Consider the following 17,562-nt stretch of genomic DNA (forward strand, 5'->3'; position numbering starts at 1 on the left):
CAAGGGGCAACCAGTGTCGCGGGATGGAGCAGCCCGGTAGCTCGTCAGGCTCATAACCTGAAGGTCGTAGGTTCAAATCCTACTCCCGCAACCAAACACACACGTATCAAGCCTTTCCGGATCATCCCGGAGCGGCTTTTTTATGCCTTTTTTGGCGGATTTACGCCGTTTCCTGAGATCGCAATGTCGCTCATCGGATCGCGGCAAATCCCAGGACGTCGATTTGCATTTGGGGGTATTTTCTGGGGTAATCGTCTGCGTCCAGCAGGAGATACCCCCATGCCGCTCAAGGAGCTCGAGGTCCGCTACGCAACGAAGCGTTGCAAGGATTACAAGCTGGCAGATGGCCAAGGCCTTTATCTGCTGGTCCGCCCTACCGGCTCGCGCCTTTGGCGCATGAAATATCGGTTCGATGGCAAGGAGAAGCTGCTTTCGTTCGGACGCTATCCTGAGGTTACTCTCGCACAGGCACGTCTGCGTCGCGCCGAGGCCAGGCTTGCCCTTGCCAGGGGCGAAGATCCCGGACCCAAGGCGGCAGCGCCGATCGTCAGCTTTGAGGTTGCCGCACGGGCCTGGCATGATAATCGGGCGAGCGCGCTGGAGCCTAGCCATGCAGCGCGCATTTTGTCGCGTCTGGAGCGAGACGTGTTTCCTGTATTGGGGCAGCGAGATCTCAAGCAAATCTCGGCCGCCGAGATATTGGAGATGCTCCGCGCGGTCGAGGCGCGCGGGGCACTCGATGTGAGCCGTCGACTGCGTCAGCATGTCAGCCAGGTCTATCTCTTCGCCATCCCGCAGGGCTGGGCCAGCCATGACCCGGCTGCCGGACTGGCGACTTTGCTACGCCCCAAGCCACGGGTGCGCCATATGCCGCGCGTCGGGGTAGGGGAATTGCCTGCGCTCGTGAGGGCGATCCACGCCTATGATGGTGACGAAAAGCCCCGGCGCCGGGCGGTGACGCGCGATGCTCTGATGTTCACTCTGCTGACATGGGCGCGGACCAATGAGACGCGGCTTGCCACCTGGCAAGAATTTGAGGGGCTGGATGGCTCTGCCCCAATCTGGCGGGTGCCTGCTGAGCGTATGAAGATGGAACGGGAACATATCGTGCCGCTTTCGCGCCAAACTGTAGATTTGCTCAAGGCGGTGCGGGTGTATAGCCCCGGCCACCACGTGTTTTCCGGTGATAAGCCTGGATCGCCCATATCGCAAAATACGATGATCTATGGCTGCTATCGCATGGGGTATCGCGGGCGACAGACGGTACACGGGTTTAGGGGCATCGCCTCGACCTGGGCCAACGAAGCGGAATGCTATCGGCCTGACTGGATAGAGATGGCCCTTGCTCATGCCGATCGTGATGAGGTGCGCGGCGCCTACAATAGCGCCCTCTATCTCACACCGCGTCGGCGCATGTTGCAGCAATGGGCGGATTATGTGTTGAGCATGATCGAGGCGCCGCAAAAGGCTGCGGCACCCGGTTGATCTATCAATTTGAAGCAGGACGTGGGGATCGTCGCTCATAATCCCCACGCGCCTGTTGTCAGGTGGGTTCGACCACTTTCTTGGTGCGGGCAGGGCGAGGCGCTTTGGCAGGCGCTGCCTCAACAGCGCGCGGCTTGCGGCCCAGGCCAATCTTGTGGGCGAGTTCCTTGCGCTGAGCAGCATAGCTTGGCGCCACCATCGGATAATCGCTCGGCAGGTTCCATTTTGCCCGATAGTCCGCCGGGGTCATTTGATAATGGGTCATCAGGTGGCGCTTGAGCATCTTGAGCTTTTTGCCATCTTCAAGACAGATAATATAGTCCGGCTTGATCGACGCACGTACCGAGACCGCGGGTTCCTGCTTTACTTCCTCAGCCACGGCAGGTTTGCCCAGAGCCGAAAGGGCGCCATGCACATTGGCAATCAGTGCTGCGAGATCGTTGACTGCCACGCTATTGTTGCTGACATGCGCGGCTACAATATCGGCGGTAAGCGTGATGAGTGTTTCGTCGGCGGACATAGGATGTCTCTCCTTATTTGCGACCATGGAAGATTATCCATTGGCAGCCGGTAGGTCATATTACCAGTACCGGATCTCGCAACTATAGCCGTCAAGCCGCTGTCGACCCAAATTAGACCTCCAGCCTCCCTAGTTGCGGCCCGTCCGTTTCCCGTTCTGAATGCCCAAGTCTGGCCGTTAGGCGAATGTCAGGTTCGGAGCCGAGCTGCCGGAAAAGCTGACGTTCACGCGGCGTCGTATGAGCGGTGAGAAGCGGAAGCTGGCTTTGACGTACCTGCCTCGCTGGTGTCGGCATTGCGCTTCTAGATCACAGCGAAAAAGTCGAACGGTCCCGGCTCACAAACAGGGTGGCCTTCCCAGGATATGTCAGTCAGCAAAATTTCGACTTGCTTTGGGGGCGCCATAATGAAGAATTGCGTCATGGATGAAGACGCACAGCATGAGCCTGAACAATCGGTTGCCAACCGCGTGCTATCAACGTTCATCGCGGCGGTTAGGGAAGACGAGACGCTGTCAGAGGTGGCCACGCGCATGAAACCTGTCTTGTTCGATGGCGATACAGTCAACGAAGCGTCATTGCGTCAGGCCATTTTCGGCGACGATTCATGATCACAGTTGAGCGCATCAAGATTGAAGAGTTCCGGGGCATCCGCGACCTAACCGTTGATCTCGGCAGCGCGAATTTTGTGGTGTGCGGCCCGAACGGAACTGGCAAGAGCGGCATAGTTGACGCGCTCGAATTCGGCCTGACCGGCAAGATTTCTCGCTTGATCGGAAAGGGTCGCGGCGCATTGTCGGTCAAAGAACACGGCCCCCACGTTAATAGCCGGACCCATCCCGAGAAAGCGGTAGTGACGCTGGAAGTGTGGATCCAGAGCCTCGGCCAGAAGGCGACCATTACCCGTGACGTCAAATCGCCCAAGACTCCTAAGATCACACCGGATGACCCCGCCATCCGCGCGGTGTTTGAGCATGTACAGCGCCACCCGGAATTTTCACTCTCGCGGCGCGAGATAATCAAATATGTTCTCGCCGAACCTGGCGAGCGGGCCGAGGAAGTGCAAGCGCTGTTGCAGCTCGACAAGCTCGATACCACCCGCAAACTGTTGCTGAAGATATCTAACGCCGCGACGCGCGACTTAAAGGCTCTGGAAGGCGAGCGCGACCGTGCCGCGACCCACTTGATGAGCGCGCTTGGCATTGCCGAGGTCAAAGCGCTGACCTTGCTTGCATCGGTTAACGCCAAACGGGCGGCATTAGATCTGCCCGCCCTGACCAAACTCGAAGCGACCACCTCTATTCGTGACGGGCTAGAGACACAGAGTGGCGTATCCGCGCCTAAGGTGCCCAAGATCCAGGCCAAAACCGACATTGCCAAGGGGCTTGCCTCGCTTGAAGCGATTACAACGCCGGAATCCGAAGCGGCATGGTCAGGCGTGGTCGACGCGCTCTCTGCGCTAAAAGAGAACGAGGCCAAACTTGCCGACATGACCCGAGATGGGATGCTCGCCACGGCCCTTGCGCTTTTCGATGAAGAGCATTGCCCCGTCTGCGAAATCGAATGGAAACCCGACGAGTTTCGCGCCGTGGTCGAGGCCCAACGCAAGCAATTGAAAGCGGCGGCGGCCGAACGCAAACGAGCCGAGGGATTGATCGAGCCCGTCGTCGTCGCTTTGGAAGGGCTACGACCGATGTTGCGACAGTTGGCTGCCTATGCCCGCGATCTGCCTACCCCGCTCGCATTTGAGCCGTTCGCGGTGGTGGCAAAAGAAGCTGATCGCCGTGCCGAAGTGCTACGCAAGTTCCTGCCGCTGGACGATGCGATCGCCGCGCTCGACACTGACTGGGAAGACGTCCAACTGGCGATTGAACATATCGCCGCTCTCTCCGCGAGCGTCGAGGCGTTGTCGGAACCGACAGACCGAGACGCGGCACGCGATTTCCTGACCGTAGGGCAGGAACGCTTGGAGTCGTGGCGTCAGGCGATGACAAAATATACAGCGGGGAAGGCCAAAGCCGACGCCGCCGCCAAAGTTTACGCGCTGTATGGCGCGACTACCGACAAGGCGCTCGAGGCAATTTACAAGGATGTCGAGGCGGAGTTCCGCAGTTACTACCGCGACATCAACGGTGACGACGAAAGCAAGTTTGAGGCGCAATTAACGCCTTCGCTCGGCAAGCTCGGCTTCGAAGTCGATTTCTACGGCAAGGGCTTTTTCCCGCCTGGGGCCTATCACAGCGAAGGCCATCAGGACGGCATGGGCCTGTGCCTCTACCTCGCCTTGATGAAGCACCTGCTCGGCGACCAGTTCACCTTCGCCGTGCTGGACGACGTGTTGATGTCGGTCGATGCCGGGCACCGGCGCGAAGTCTGCACCCTACTCAGGGCCAAGTTTCCAAAAACCCAGTTTGTGCTCACCACCCACGACCCGGTATGGTTGAACCACATGAAGAGCAGCAAGCTCGTCGCGGGCAAGAGCGCAATTACTTTTCGCAAATGGCACGTCGATCACGGCCCGCAGGAATGGAAGCAGACCGACGTATGGGCGGAGGTCGATCAACTGGTAGCCAACAACGAGATACGCGCGGCCGCCGGTCAGCTACGGCATTACCTTGAATATGCCGCAGCGGAATGGTGCACGCGCTTGGGCGGTCGCGTCGAGTTTCGCAGCGATGGCAAATACGAACTGGGCGACCTGTTGCCTGCCGCTTTCGGCGCGATGAACGAACTCTATAAGAGGGCCAAGTCGACCGCGCAAAGCTGGGGCGACAAAGCTCGCGTTGACGAGATAAACGGCTGTCATACGACTTTCACTGCCGCCGTGACCCAATCGCAAAGCGAGCAATGGGAAATCAACCCAGCCGTCCATTTCAACGAATGGGCCAACTTCCAGCGACAGGATTTTGAGCCGGTGGTCGCCGCCTTCAAGCGGTTGGAAAGTGAGTTCGAATGTCCTGCTTGCGGCGACCTGATCTATGTCGTGCGGAGCGGCAAGACCAAGGAAGCAGCGCGCTGCGGCTGTGCTAAGGTCAATTTGAATTTGAAGCCGAAACCTAAAGATGCGACTGCCTAGCCGCCGTTACGCCCGCGTTGCATGTAGTCTGATTGTCATGCCGGGGATAGGGCGCCTCTGCATCCGAGGCCAGGTCCAGCGCTATCCGCACTTTTGAGAAACTGGCCAGATCGCACGGGCGGCATGGCCATGCCTGGCGATTTACGATAGCATCGAGAGGTATCTCGAACGCATGGGGGGCACGAGATGACAAAACGCATCGCGGTCATTCTCATCCACGGCATTGGCGAACAAATCCCGATGGCGACCCTGAACGGCTTCATCGATGCCGTCTGGACACATGATCGCGACCTTGTCGATCAGGACAAGCCCGATCCCGATAGCGGAGCACCGCGCAGAACCAACGCCTCATGGAGCAAGCCTGATATTCGCAATCGCAGTTTCGAACTTCAGGTTGTGACGACCGAAAGGGACAAATCTGGACGTCGTTATGATTTCTTCGAATATTATTGGGCGCATCGCATAACGGACACCAGCTGGGAACAGGTGCGCGCCTGGCTGTCTGGGCTGATGCTGCGCAATCCTCTCACCAACGTCCCGCGTGGCGTTCTGCCCGCCTGGCTGATGATGTGGCTGGCATTTTTCCTGTTCCTCTATGTATCGATGGTTGCCGGCATGGCGACGGCTGACGACCCAATCATCGTGTCGGATGCCTATTGGCGCGCCGTGCGCTTCACGCTCGGTTTGGCGGCGTGGACTCAAGCTTTGGGAAAGTGGCAAATCGCCCTTGTCTGGGGGGCGGCCAGTCTGGCGATCGGCTTCTTCCTGAAAATCATGGTCGATGTCGCCGGCGATGTCGTCCGCTATGTTCAGGCGACACCGAAAAACATCGCGGTTCGCCAGGCAATCCGCGAGAATGGCGTGCGGCTGCTCGAAATGCTCATGGGCATAGACGAACATGGCAAAGCTGGCCCTGCAGAATACGACCGGATCATCGTTGTCGGGCACTCGCTCGGTACGATCGTGGGCTATGATATCCTGACCCAGGCTTTTGGACGCCATCATATGCGCGTCAACCCTGACCTGCTCCTCACAGCGTCTCAGGACCGGCGCGAGCAGATGGAACAGCTGATACGCGACGCCCTTGCTCCTGATTCACCGCCGCTGTGCGTCAAGGCATTTCAGACATTGCAGGACGCGTGTCGGGCTGAGCTCACCATGCATGGCAATCCCTGGATCGTAAGCGACTTCATAACGCTCGGCTCGCCGCTCACCCATTCCGACTTTCTGCTGGCCCGGGATCGGGCAGCACTGGAGACTGCCAAGCAGAAGCGGATACTGCCGACCTGCCCGCCTACGCTTGAATATGATGGGACGACCAGATTGCTGCATTTTACCTTTCGGCTGCGCAATATTGCGGGCTCCGGCTCCGGCTCCGGCTCCGGTTCCGGCTCCGGCTCCGGCACCAACGGCGATGCACCGCGTGTGCCGCATCATGCAGCGCTGTTCGCCTACACGAAATGGACCAACATCTATTCGCCGCTCAGATTGATGCTGATCGGGGACATTGTCTCAGGCCCCCTCCGCGGCCTCCTTGGCCTGCCGAAAAAAGGAGGGCCGCCTGTGTGCGGCATTCGGGATATCGCCGTCCTGCCCGGTGCCGGCGACACCAAGGCGGATCGCAAATGGCGTTTTCTCACACATCTCAAATATTGGGATATGAAGACCGCCCTGACTGGGACAGCGGGCATTATCCCCTATCATATTAGGGTGCTGCGCGACGCTCTGGGCTTTGATCGCAAGTCCTAGAGCATCCCCTGCACTTCTGCCACGAGCTTGAGGCGGAATGCCCGCGCCATTCCGGCAAACTGGCTGTCGGGCGTACAGTTGGCATTGAAGTCTTCAAGATCCTCCAGGACGATGTCCCGAAGCGCTTGCGCGACCTCGTCCGAGGTATTGGCGGTATCGGCAATCCGATTGAGACGATTGAGAATGGTGCGGCGCTTTTGTCTGAAGGCGTTGAGTACGGACACGCGGGCCTCTGTCAGCCCGCGCCTGTTGAGACCCAGTATGTCGATCGTTTCAGCGGCTTTGGGATTGCCGTTGCGCGCCTTGACCGTCGATATCGATCGTTCGAATTCCCATTCGAGCAGATCCTCGGGCTGATCCACGGTCGGATCAATCAAAAGCGGGTCCTCGTCCGCCAGATCCGTATCATGGGCAACGACCCACTTGTTGTTTCTCACCGGAAAGCGGTTCTTCTTGCCAGTCGTGCGGAGTCGGTTTTCCAGCAACTCCTGCGCGATCGCGGCCTCGTCCAGGCCGGGCTGATGGATGAGCTGCTTTCGTGACTGATTGCAGTGCTGGCAGCTCAGGACTAGATTGTCCCACGCCATTGCCAGCCACCAATAGCCTGGATGCGCAAATGCAACGTCATCCGCATCGGTCACCCCCCCTTTGGGCCGGTAATGTTCAACATCCCCATCGAAGCTGGCCGTCGCATAAATCTCGCAATAAGCGCATTTTCCCCTGAAGATTTCCTTTAGTCTGGCTTTGACCGGCGGGCTGGAATAGACATTGAACTTCTTCTCTTCGGGTAATGTCCCATGCTCGGCTAGATGATCCAGTATCACCTTGAGCTCCAGCGACGCGGCGCTCATCTCGTCGGTCATATCCAGGGACGGCGGAGGTGCCGGGCGATCAACCTTGATCATGGCGCGCCTCTTACTCAGCCATCAGCTTGGCAAGCGCGTCCTTGACCATCCGCTTGCGGTCTCCGTCCCTGACCTGTGTGAGAATGATGGGGGCGTCGAGATCGGCGCGCCGCGCTGCCTCGGCCTGGGTCTGCTGCTCGATCGTCGAGCCAACCATCATCTGTCCCTCGATTTCGTCGGCGAGCCTCAGCCGCTCAGCCTCCTCATCGTCATTGCGTCCTGCCTTGCCGGTCAGAAACTGGTAGCGCTCGACCTTGGCGTCGGTGGTCGGGTCGGTAGACCCAAGCCCGAAGAATTCGGACGTCAGTATCTGATCTGCGCGCATACCTTCAACATTGGGCAGTTCGGACAATGTCTCGATCGCATTATCGGCATCGTCGCGGCGAAGCACGAAGACCTCTCCTTGATACATGCCGCGCAGACAGAGGGGGTCATGGGTCGTCAGGATGAACTGGACGCGCGGGAACGCCTCGCGCAGCAGCCCCACGATCCGCATCTTCCAGCGGGGATGAAGATGGGTCTCGATCTCGTCCACAAGCACGACGGCATGGGCGTTTTCGAGATTATCATAATAGACAAAGAGCTCGCGCATGATGTCGATCGCCATCGCGATGACAGACTTATAGCCCACTGACATCTTGGTAAGTGGAATGCGCCCCTGGGGGCTGTCGACCATGATGTGACCGCCTTCCGTTTGAATGAGGGCCTCATCCCCGAGCATGAGCACGATCCGCAATGCGCGGACGGCAGCGTCAAACTTCACGCTGTCCCGCTCCTCAAGCTTGCGCAGCCAGCCGATCGGGTTGGTGATGGTGGACATCGGGTCGAACAAGGAACGAACGCGGTGCGCGGCAGCGCGAAACCTGCGCGTTATCACATTTGGGAAATATCGGCGCGGGCCATAGCCAAGGACGATCTTGCTGGGCGTGATGCTGCCTTCAAAGTCAGCCTGGCCATGGATGCCCCTGAGAGAGGCCGTAGCCTCCACACCGGTAAACTGGACATCGACCATGAGTGGTGCGCTGGCAATCACGTTCCAGTTGCCAGCGTTGGGTCGATGCACGAAATCCTCAGGGCCGATCTTGTCGGGTTCGACGAGCTTATCGAGCGCCCTCGTTTCCCCTGTACCAAGCAGCGCAAGGGCGATAGCTTCAAGCACCGAGCTCTTCCCCGTGGCATTCTCGCCCAGCAGCAACATGCAAGGCACAAGATCAGGTGTTTCGACAAGTGTAGGCAGGCTTAGCGCAATTGATGACAACGCCTTGAAATTCTCTATCCGGACGCTGGCAATAGGCCGTTCTGCCGACGGAAGTTCATTTACCTTGAACCTGGGAGGGCCTTGCGCTGTTTTTGAGGCCTTTGGTGCAACGCTTACAAGGGGCGGTTGGGGCGCATAGTCCTCGCCATTGAACGCAGCCTGAAACCGCCCTTTCACATCACCGGGCAGCTTTCCCCACAGGTCCAAAAACACTCTGAGATCAGTGATCTGGGGCATCACCCGCGTCGCGACTTCCAAAATTGCAAGCGTCGTGGCTCCGGCATGGGGTATCGCTCCACCGTCAGCCTGCGCGAACACCCACGAACTCCAGCCATTTGGAAAGCCGGTTGTGGAACAAGCCGGCACCTTGTCGGTCGAGAGCATGTTAATCGCGCCGGCCAGCTGATTGCAGCGCTGCTCGACGAGGGGCTTGCGATTGAGCGCCAGCGTTTCAATCGTGGCTTTGCCATCCTCGCTTTTCGGGCGGGCCATGCCAGTCAGATCGAAGCCGAGATGCTGGGCTATGTCACTGAAGCAAGGATCGAGCAGAAGTGCCCGTTCCTGTTCTCGCAGTTCCTGGACCGAGGCCCCGATCGCACCGCGCTCACCGGCAACGTAGAATTTGTTGCGTTTGGCGTTGTTGCAAGTCCGGCAGATTGGCAGGAGATTGTCCCACTCATAAGCGAGCCAGACATAATAGAGATGCTGGGTTTGCCCCTTATGCTGGGCAGCGCTCGCCTTGGGACGATGATGCTCGACATCGAAAAATTCAAAGCCGCGCATGTCGGTTTCACAATAAGCGCAAAGGAAGCCGAAATTCTTGGCCAACGCCTCCTTTATCTCCGGATTGGTCAGCAGCCTTGGATCATAGGGGGCTCGCCGCTGACGCTGCCGCCGTTCATCGGGATCGTGCACATATTCGAGAAGCTGGCGGCGCGCATTCTCGAACGGAGCCGAAGACAGCACAGTCGGCGCAGACATCAGGTTGCGATCGAAATAACGCACCGGCCCGTCTCCCCTGTGATCTGTCCAAAACTCTATCAGCCCCGCCAACTCCTGCAAGCGCGAAAGCGAAAACAGCCCCATTCCGGCGCAATCGGATCAGCCTTTTGCTGCGGCGCAACGCACGGCATTTCTCTCACCCCGCTGTGACTTGCAGCCCCTCTCTTACCTGCCATGCCCGCATCAGGTCTCGGCATCGAGATAGGCACCATCCTCATCACGAAGAAACAGCCCGCAGTCCGCTGCCAGCCGGAGCAAAGTGTCCAGCCGATCCGCGGTCGGGTTCGCATGACCGGCCCCCTGCAGCGCTATCCATCCGCCTTCGTCGAGGACGATGCGCAGTCGCTGGGTATCATCGCCGCTCCGACCGATCGCCCAATAGACATGCTGCCCGATGAGCAACTCCGAGATCATGAGCTCACATGCATCGCGCATGGAGATCTGCCCTGCCCCTTTCAGCCTCTTCGACAACCGCTCCAGTGGCAAACGGTCGGGTTGACCGCCAAAAAGGTCCGGTTCTTCTCCCATTTCCCGGCAAATTGCGACCGCAGCGCGTAATCCGGCGGCGCAAAGATCAGGATGGTCGCTCTGGTCTGCGCCGTCGATATCATCGAGCAGCGAGACGGGCGAGAGCGTGGCCTTGATCCGGGCGCTGGAGCGAATGTCTTTTGCCAGCCACTGGTCCAGAGTGGCACCACGCCGAACGTTGAGCGCGGCATGGAGCTCGCCCACCATCTCCTGCAGCGACACAGGCCCATCGGATGCTTGCGTCAGAACCCAGTTGAGCAGTCCCTCGAGCGAGATGCGCATGAGCTGGCGCGCCTGAAGGGCCCGCCATAGCCGCGCGATCGGCAGCGTCGACCAGGATTGGTCGGAGCGAGCGGCCAGGGTGCGTATCTCATCGACGAGAAGTGGATCGTCTGCCTCTTGCAGGATTTTCCGAACCAGTGCGATCATGTCGACGCGCCCGGAAGCCGAGCCGCCGCGAAGCAGTGCAGCACGACCCACTTCAATTTCCTGTGGGGACAAGTCGTCCATATCCCATAGCGATCGCCATCGCTTGATCTTTCCGAGCGAAACCCAGCCGCATTCCAGCGCGGCGAAGGCCGGATCGCGCAGCGCTGGCGCAAGTCGCTCATCAAGCGCCCGCACCGCCGGCATGATTTCGGAGACGGGGACGAAAAGCGGCCCCGCCGCGCGAAGAAAGCCTAGCCCCAACCCTTCCTTTGCAGAGGGGCCGTAAGAGACGGGCGCCAACAATGAACCCTGCCCGCGCCTGCGCATATGCCAGTCAGTCCAGTCCTCGCCGGAAAAATCATAGCCCTTTTTCTCAAGCACCCGCGCAGCAATGGCCTCACTGCCCTGCAGGCTGTCATAATTTCCAGCCGCGAGATGCCCCGCCTGAAACAATATTTCGATGCGATCGACAAATAATCGTGCCTTGAGGGGAGCAAGCGCGTGGAGCCCGGCCTGTCCCGCAAGGCGCCCCATCTTCCACCAGGCCCAGGCCATGACGACATAGGGCCGCAGCCGCCAGGCGGCATTGTTGAGGCCCGGGATGCAGCGATCCATCATGGTAAAGTTGAGCTGGCGAAGGCCAAGTGGGTCAACGCCACCAACAGAAAGCGGAAGCGGCGGCACGATCTGAGGCCCGTCGAGGCGCTCTACCGCGGTATCGAGGTCGGACAGAGTTCGAATGCGCATCATGACTGGGCTACGTCCAGAACGATCACACGCCCACAACAATTTCTGGCCTCGACGAGACCGACCGAGGAAAGACGTACCACGTCCGATTGCGGAAGCCCTATCCTGCATTTGGGACAGGCACTATCGCCACTCCGTGCGATCGGAATTTTTGCTGCAAAGCCTTGCAAGATACGTTGCCGAATACGGTCGGTTTCCGGTTCCTGGTCGAGCCGGGCCAAAGGCGGCGGTAAAACCCCCGCACGAATAGCGGAAAGAAGAATCGGCAGTTCCTCGAGCGGCGAGCGCTCAGCGCGGACTGCGTCGGCAAGGCACTCAACCGCATCATAACCGGCTGTGGCCTGCTCGATAAGTCCCTTCAAAGCCGCTGGCAGCCCCTCCTTCCATTGCAGAAGCGCAGCGTCTGCATCGCCAATAATGGTGGCCATGCGCCGCCGGGTTCTTTGCGGCACGCCATCGGCAAGCCCATCCATGAGCAGGAAGACGGTGGCAAGCCTTATCAAATCGGGGCGGTTTGCAGGTTGTCGAAGATGGCTGGCCGCCAGGGTGCACCACCAGCCCACGAACGCTGTGAGCCTTGCGGCATCTGGACGACGGGCAAGGACGCAGATGCCAAGCTCCCCCAGGCGATGCAGTTCGGTGGCCGGATCGAGCGGCACCCGCTCGGCCAATAGCTCGCACAATGTTTCGAAAATCCTGTCGACCTTCTCGGGCGGTGGTGGGGGTGCCCCATCCCCTTCCGCATCATACTCGCTTTCGATCGTCGCGCCACGTGCCGAGCCTGCGGGCGCGGACAGCAGCATGCGTCTGACTGTCGCTGCAAGCCGGGCCAGCGCACTTGCTCCACCGCTCATTCCGGGCGCGACCGCCATGTCTTCGCGGGGCCGGATATCAAGATCCATCAAGGCTATGTCAGGCTGCTCGCGAACGAAGCCGTCCTCTTGGGTGCCAGGATCGCCCGAGGCCCAGGCGAAGGATGTCTCGTCGGGATGGCGCGCATAATATTCAAACACGCCGGCCCAATCCTCGTCGTCAGTCGACCCGCCTATGACCCGGATCATGGCCCCGGCCCCCGTTCCGAGCCGGCCGTTAAGCTCAAGAAGATCAGGGAACGTAACGAACCCCGAAATACGTTCATCGCCGCGATAGAGTATGAGCACAGCGCGCTTCGTGCCGAAGTTGACCTCATCTGCCGCATCGATATCGACGCTGAACGACCGGTCCGGACCGACCTCCACGGGGCCAAGCTCATTCATAAGGCCCGCCGCATCGAGGCGTGCGTCCCAGCTGCCAGCCGCCATGGCTCCAAGGACAGAGCCCGACAGCCTGCGACCGACGAGCCGCGCCTGAAGGAGAGAAGTGACAGTGGAAGAGGGTGCGACCGCCTGCTGCTCGATAACGGGCAACGCCCCCTTGAAGCGACGGCGCGCTGCGGTCTCCCTCCCCACGCGAACCACTGCCAGTTCTACGTTACTCGCCTGCATGAGCGCAGGACCGCTGGCGTTGACGCTTCCGCTGACAGTCAGCACAGCGTCCCGACATTTTACCTCCAAGAGCTTAGCGTGCATTGGCCTTTGCCGAGCCGCTTCATCAAGCGCACGCACGACCACCGGTCGGGCATCCTCATGCCGCTCAAAATCATAATGATGGCCCGCAAGCGCCAGTCTCGACGACACATGGACATCTGGACGGTTCACGCCCAACGCTTTTGCCAGGCGTTGAACGGCATCGCCTTTCCCGAAATAGGGCGAGGCAACAAGCAGTCCCTCAGCGCCGCCATAAAGGCCGGCCATGGCAGCCAATTGCGGCGCGATCGGTTCATCGACATTGTGAATGAGGCGCATGTCCTGCTGCCGCCCCGGCACAGCAATTCTGCGAAGGGCTCCCGCCCAGGATTCAGCGGTTCTGGCTCCCGGGAAATCGACACGATCCGAGTGGGCGAGCGCGCTCAGAAAATCGGCCATGTCAGCAAATACCTGCGGCGCTTGTTCCGGGGTGAGAAACTCCGCCAGTTCGAGATTTCGGCCCCAGCCGCTAAATGTCAAATTGCCCGACCCTACAAACATCCTTGGCCCGGTTTCGCTGTCAAGCAGCATGAACTTTGGGTGAAAGCAGCCTTTGCGTACAAGGAGGGGTTCAACCGCATAGGTCCGCCCGACTTCGCGTGCGCCGGCTTCGCCCAGCGCATCTGCTACGCCCGAAATGTCCGCCAATATGCTGATTTCAGCAACGCCTGCCCGACGAAGCGCCCGCAGCGGCGTTGCCTCGAAGAAGCCAAGGCTCAAAGTATAGGTACCAAATAGCGCTCGCTTCCAACGGCCAGCGCGCAGCATGTCGAGCGGATGCAAGGCTTCAGACCGTTCTTTCTTTCCCATGACTTGATCCCGCTGCTACTCAAGACACATATGATCCGCCTGCTGCGCAGAGGGAGAAAATCCGCGCGGCAGGTGCGAACCATCACCGGCGTACAGACTATCTAAAATGACTAGGCGGCGTGGACAAATTTGAGCCAGAATCTGGCTGTGGCAATATGGACCATGCCTAGGAAGCTATTGGCAAGCTGATCGTAGCGGGTAGCGATCGCGCGGTTGATCTTGAGGTGGCCGAACATTCGCTCGATGCGGTTGCGCTGCTTATAGAGGACTCGGTCATTCTCGATCTTCACACGGCGGTTTGATCGGCCGGGTATGACAGCCTTAATTTTACGTTCGGCAAGGTCGGCGCGGATGGCGGCGGCGTCAAAGCCTTTGTCGGCAAGCAAAGCGTCGGGTGTGCGCTCGGCCAATCCGATCAGGGCACCATACGCCTTGCAATCAGCTGCCTCGCCGACCGTCAGATGGAAGGCGAGTGGCCGACCGAGGGCATCAGTCAGGCAGTGAAGCTTACTGGTGAACCCGCCCCGCGAGCGGCCAAGAGCGCGTCGATGAGTCCCCCTTTTCCGCCCGCTGCCGAGACATGGGCGCGAACTGTGGTACTGTCGATGCTGTAGTGGCCGCTGTCCGCCATGATCTCGGCTAGGGTCACAGCTACGGTCTCCCAGAAGGGCATTGACGAGCTGGGTTCGCTGCCGAACCAGCAAATCGCGCGTCCTGAACACCATCGCCCCAGCTTGCTGTTCCGGCGATTTGAGCGCGACAAAGCGCATGTTCGGCCGAACGGCCGCTTCAGCGATCGCCTCTGCGTCCGCAGCGTCGTCCTTCTGCCGCTTCACGAAGGGTTTCACATAGATTGGCGGGATGAGACGGACCTCATGTCCAAGCTCTTGTATCGCGCGCTCCCAGAAATGGGCGCTGGCACAAGCCTCGATCGCCACTATGCAACGCGACTGCTGGGACAGAAATGGGAGCAACTGACCACGGCTAAGCTTCTTGCGGAGGAGCGCGCGCCCGTTCGGACACGCTCCGTGTACTTGGAAAACCCGCTTTGCCAGATTCAGACCGATGATGCTAACTTCGCCCATGGATGTCTTCTCCTCTGCTGTGATGTTCGGAAACATCACATTGGCACATTCGATGCCGTCGGTAGGGGGAATCCACTCCATCACTTCTCAGTGGAAATCAGCACGAACGGCGCCTGTCTTGCGTTGGGCCATCGAACTGGATGAATGTGCCAGCCTTTACCCCGAAGCCGCCATTAAACCGGCTCGAAACGTCTGCATTTTTCGGATGGTCGCTCAAGACCGGACCGAGCAAAACGTCCCCAAGCAAGCCATTGAACTGAGGTAGCGCCCCTGTGGAGCGAACGTCGGCTTACGCTGGATGGTCGCCGATAAGCCGACAGTCGCAAAAGTCCCATCGTCGGCCGTTATCGGTCGCGCTGTCACCGGCGTTGGCGAGCGGCAAAAGTAACCCCGCCGCAGATAATATCGACGGCGGGGCCATAGTTCAGGGAGGTGTCGCTCCAAAGGGGGGGAGGATGCGACAGTCTTGATATGGGTTGCGTCGATGACATTACAATGACTGAATCTTTTGCGCTGCGCCTGCGTCATCGACACTCCAAAACATCGGATTGCGCATCCAGTCGTTGACGGCGGATTCGCGCCAGCCCGTGCAGCGGGTGGCGATGCGGATCTGTCGCGGAAAGGTCCCGGCCTGGACCTTTCGATAGAGCGTGGCCCGGCTGAGGCCGGTGCGATCGAGCACGGTGTTGAGCCGCAAAATGCGGTCGGGTGGCTGAGCGGTCATGGTAATATCCCATATGCTATGATGTCATTTATGCGCCCCTGAGCCGCAGGATTGTCAGGCGTCTGGTCGGCGTCAATAGGCCGAGAATCCACGGGAACACGCTGTTCGCACTGTGGCGCATCATGGCAATCGTCAGCGTTCTTCAGTGGACTGAAAATATATTTCGTCGTTCGATTGGGATGCTGGCTGACGTCGCCTGCTTGAGATGTCGTGAGACAATTGGTCGGCTGCGGAACGCGCGGAAGGGCCGCGCGTGCGTCGTGTGATTCGGTCTCTAGGCGGCGCTGTGTGCCGCCATGCGGTCATCGCGCCTGGTGGCGCGATGGCGTTGGCCTCCGGCATCGAACGGTCGGTGTGGGCGTCGCTCGTCCCTAGCCCCGCCTCGCCGTCCTGCAACCCCGGCTGCGCCGGGGTCCTCCATTGCATTGCGGCCCTGTGGGTGCAGGCCGCCTTCCCCGGCGGCGCTGATGGACCGCTCCTGCCGCCCACCCCGCCCTCCGGCGCCGGTTGCGGTGTGAAGAAGGAGGAAGGACCCATGAGCAAGACCGAACGGCAGAGCATCTATGCCGACGTTACATCCCGGATCATCGCACAATTGGAGGAAGGCCATCTTCCCTGGGTGCAGCCTTGGGACAGCAGCGCCTGTCCCTGCACCATGCCGCAGAACGCGGTCACCGGGCGGCAGTACTCAGGGATCAATATTCTGATCCTGTGGGCTACCGTCATAGAGCGGGGCTTTGCCGGGCAGCGCTGGCTTACCTACCGACAGGCAGAGGCAGCAGGCGGTCATGTCCGCAAGGGCGAGAAGGGCACGATTGTCTGTTACGCCGATCGCTTCATTCCCAAGGCCGAAGAAGAACGGGCGGGACAGGAGGATCGCGAGGCCAGGACGATTGCGTTTCTGAAGCGGTTCACGGTCTTCAATGTCGACCAGTGCGATGGCCTGTTTGACGATCTGACCCAGTTGCCCGAAATCCCGGAGCCGCTGGTTACAATCGCCGAGGCTGATAGCGTGATCCAACGCAGTGGTGCTGATATCCGCATAGGTGGCGATAAGGCCTATTACGCCCCAGCAGGCGACTATGTTGCCGTGCCCCCGCAAGCGGCGTTTCATGAGCCGATCAACTGGTATCGCACAGCGCTGCATGAGCTAGGGCATTGGGTCGGACATGGCAGCCGTCTGGCGCGCGATCAGTCGGGCAGCTTTGGGTCTGCGCTCTACGCGCGGGAAGAATTGGTGGCCGAGATGGCAAGCGCGTTCACCTGCGCGTCGCTCGGGATTGTCCCCACCGTCCGACATAGTGACTATATCGGATCCTGGCTCGCCGTCCTGCGCGAGGATGATCGGGCGATCTTCAAGGCGGCCAGCGCAGCCAGCAAGGCGGCCGACTATCTGCTGAACAGGGAAGAGGCGGTGTCATGACCGATCCGCTTGCCCGGCGCGTCTTTCTGCGGCGCGGGCGCAGGTCGCTGCGCCGCATGACCTATCTCCAGCGCGCGATCTTCTTCGCCATACGCATGGAGGACCTGACCTATGCGCAGCTTGCGGAACGTCATGACATCACGGCGAGGCAAGCAGAGGCAGAATTTGCCGCTGCGTTGCGCATTTTCCTGCGAACCGTGCACGAGCCCGAGCCCTGGTGGCGACGCCTGTCCCATCGCCTGTGATCAATTCACCGTG

The 17,562-nt window shown here is 59.8% G+C and carries 14 protein-coding genes, 1 tRNA gene and 1 pseudogene; 8 read left to right on the plus strand and 8 right to left on the minus strand.

Features of this window, described 5'->3' with window-relative positions:
• Positions 1-17: 17 nt before the first annotated feature.
• A tRNA-Met gene (locus J2W40_RS12445) sits at positions 18-94 on the plus strand.
• 185 nt (positions 95-279) lie between these two features.
• Positions 280-1,485, plus strand: coding sequence for a tyrosine-type recombinase/integrase (locus tag J2W40_RS12450; RefSeq protein WP_310225205.1), 1,206 nt, complete (start codon positions 280-282; stop codon positions 1,483-1,485).
• A 58-nt stretch (positions 1,486-1,543) separates the two neighbouring features.
• Here the strand turns inward: J2W40_RS12450 and J2W40_RS12455 are convergent, their stop codons facing one another.
• Positions 1,544-2,005, minus strand: a complete 462-nt coding sequence (locus J2W40_RS12455) for a Ros/MucR family transcriptional regulator (protein ID WP_310225208.1) — start codon at positions 2,003-2,005, stop codon at positions 1,544-1,546.
• Positions 2,006-2,425: 420 nt separating this feature from the next.
• On the opposite strand from J2W40_RS12455, the gene J2W40_RS12460 reads away from it, so the two are divergent.
• From J2W40_RS12460 to J2W40_RS12470, 3 genes are all read left to right on the plus strand, one after another.
• Positions 2,426-2,614 carry a hypothetical protein gene (locus J2W40_RS12460; protein ID WP_310225211.1) on the plus strand — a complete coding sequence of 63 codons (189 nt, stop codon included), beginning with the start codon at positions 2,426-2,428 and terminating at the stop codon, positions 2,612-2,614.
• On the plus strand, positions 2,611-5,079 hold the full coding sequence (locus tag J2W40_RS12465; RefSeq protein ID WP_310225213.1) for an AAA family ATPase: 2,469 nt from the start codon (positions 2,611-2,613) through the stop codon (positions 5,077-5,079). The genes J2W40_RS12460 and J2W40_RS12465 overlap by 4 nt, the downstream gene beginning before the upstream one ends.
• A 486-nt stretch (positions 5,080-5,565) precedes the next feature.
• On the plus strand, positions 5,566-6,828 hold the full coding sequence (locus J2W40_RS12470) for a hypothetical protein (RefSeq protein ID WP_310225217.1): 1,263 nt from the start codon (positions 5,566-5,568) through the stop codon (positions 6,826-6,828).
• Here the strand turns inward: J2W40_RS12470 and J2W40_RS12475 are convergent.
• The 6 genes and pseudogenes from J2W40_RS12475 to J2W40_RS12500 form a co-directional block, all read right to left on the minus strand.
• Positions 6,825-7,733: a hypothetical protein gene (locus J2W40_RS12475; RefSeq protein WP_310225220.1), complete on the minus strand. Its 909-nt coding sequence runs from the start codon at positions 7,731-7,733 to the stop codon at positions 6,825-6,827. The genes J2W40_RS12470 and J2W40_RS12475 overlap by 4 nt on opposite strands.
• A 10-nt stretch (positions 7,734-7,743) precedes the next feature.
• Positions 7,744-9,996: an AAA family ATPase gene (locus tag J2W40_RS12480; RefSeq protein WP_310225222.1), complete on the minus strand. Its 2,253-nt coding sequence runs from the start codon at positions 9,994-9,996 to the stop codon at positions 7,744-7,746.
• 180 nt (positions 9,997-10,176) lie between these two features.
• Positions 10,177-11,736, minus strand: a complete 1,560-nt coding sequence (locus tag J2W40_RS12485) for a hypothetical protein (RefSeq protein WP_310225225.1) — start codon at positions 11,734-11,736, stop codon at positions 10,177-10,179.
• Positions 11,697-14,072 carry a hypothetical protein gene (locus tag J2W40_RS12490; protein ID WP_310225227.1) on the minus strand — a complete coding sequence of 792 codons (2,376 nt, stop codon included), beginning with the start codon at positions 14,070-14,072 and terminating at the stop codon, positions 11,697-11,699. The genes J2W40_RS12485 and J2W40_RS12490 overlap by 40 nt, the downstream gene beginning before the upstream one ends.
• A gap of 110 nt (positions 14,073-14,182) precedes the next feature.
• Positions 14,183-14,737, minus strand: a complete 555-nt coding sequence (locus tag J2W40_RS12495; RefSeq protein ID WP_310225517.1) for an IS5 family transposase — start codon at positions 14,735-14,737, stop codon at positions 14,183-14,185.
• Positions 14,732-15,157: pseudogene (locus J2W40_RS12500) on the minus strand (IS110 family transposase); the annotation flags it as partial. The gene J2W40_RS12495 and the pseudogene J2W40_RS12500, both read right to left, overlap by 6 nt.
• Here J2W40_RS12500 and J2W40_RS12505 point away from each other — a divergent pair.
• A complete protein-coding gene (locus tag J2W40_RS12505) occupies positions 15,156-15,422 on the plus strand; it encodes a hypothetical protein (RefSeq protein WP_310225229.1) in 267 nt (88 codons plus the stop codon). The pseudogene J2W40_RS12500 and the gene J2W40_RS12505 sit on opposite strands and share 2 nt — an antisense overlap.
• Positions 15,423-15,647: 225 nt before the next feature.
• Here J2W40_RS12505 and J2W40_RS12510 read toward each other — a convergent pair whose 3' ends face one another.
• Positions 15,648-15,881 carry a helix-turn-helix transcriptional regulator gene (locus tag J2W40_RS12510; RefSeq protein WP_310225231.1) on the minus strand — a complete coding sequence of 78 codons (234 nt, stop codon included), beginning with the start codon at positions 15,879-15,881 and terminating at the stop codon, positions 15,648-15,650.
• Between the two features lie 535 nt (positions 15,882-16,416).
• On the opposite strand from J2W40_RS12510, the gene J2W40_RS12515 reads away from it, so the two are divergent.
• Complete coding sequence (locus J2W40_RS12515) at positions 16,417-17,304, plus strand: ArdC family protein (RefSeq protein ID WP_310225520.1); 888 nt, start codon at positions 16,417-16,419, stop codon at positions 17,302-17,304.
• A complete protein-coding gene (locus tag J2W40_RS12520; RefSeq protein WP_310225233.1) occupies positions 17,301-17,549 on the plus strand; it encodes an iron dicitrate transport regulator FecR in 249 nt (82 codons plus the stop codon). The genes J2W40_RS12515 and J2W40_RS12520 overlap by 4 nt, the downstream gene beginning before the upstream one ends.
• The last annotated feature ends 13 nt before the right edge of the window (positions 17,550-17,562 follow it).

Source organism: Sphingobium xenophagum (assembly GCF_031457465.1).
Taxonomy (GTDB): Bacteria; Pseudomonadota; Alphaproteobacteria; order Sphingomonadales; family Sphingomonadaceae; genus Sphingobium; species Sphingobium xenophagum_A.

Bases quoted from the DNA above. Each gene is read 5' to 3' on its own strand.
- J2W40_RS12450 (WP_310225205.1), top strand. From the start codon at position 280: ATGCCGCTCAAGGAGCTCGAGGTCCGCTACGCAACGAAGCGTTGCAAG.
- J2W40_RS12455 (WP_310225208.1), bottom strand. From the start codon at position 2,005: ATGTCCGCCGACGAAACACTCATCACGCTTACCGCCGATATTGTAGCC.
- J2W40_RS12460 (WP_310225211.1), top strand. From the start codon at position 2,426: ATGGATGAAGACGCACAGCATGAGCCTGAACAATCGGTTGCCAACCGC.
- J2W40_RS12465 (WP_310225213.1), top strand. From the start codon at position 2,611: ATGATCACAGTTGAGCGCATCAAGATTGAAGAGTTCCGGGGCATCCGC.
- J2W40_RS12475 (WP_310225220.1), bottom strand. From the start codon at position 7,733: ATGATCAAGGTTGATCGCCCGGCACCTCCGCCGTCCCTGGATATGACC.
- J2W40_RS12490 (WP_310225227.1), bottom strand. From the start codon at position 14,072: ATGGGAAAGAAAGAACGGTCTGAAGCCTTGCATCCGCTCGACATGCTG.
- J2W40_RS12505 (WP_310225229.1), top strand. From the start codon at position 15,156: ATGGATGTCTTCTCCTCTGCTGTGATGTTCGGAAACATCACATTGGCA.
- J2W40_RS12510 (WP_310225231.1), bottom strand. From the start codon at position 15,881: ATGACCGCTCAGCCACCCGACCGCATTTTGCGGCTCAACACCGTGCTC.
- J2W40_RS12515 (WP_310225520.1), top strand. From the start codon at position 16,417: ATGAGCAAGACCGAACGGCAGAGCATCTATGCCGACGTTACATCCCGG.
- J2W40_RS12520 (WP_310225233.1), top strand. From the start codon at position 17,301: ATGACCGATCCGCTTGCCCGGCGCGTCTTTCTGCGGCGCGGGCGCAGG.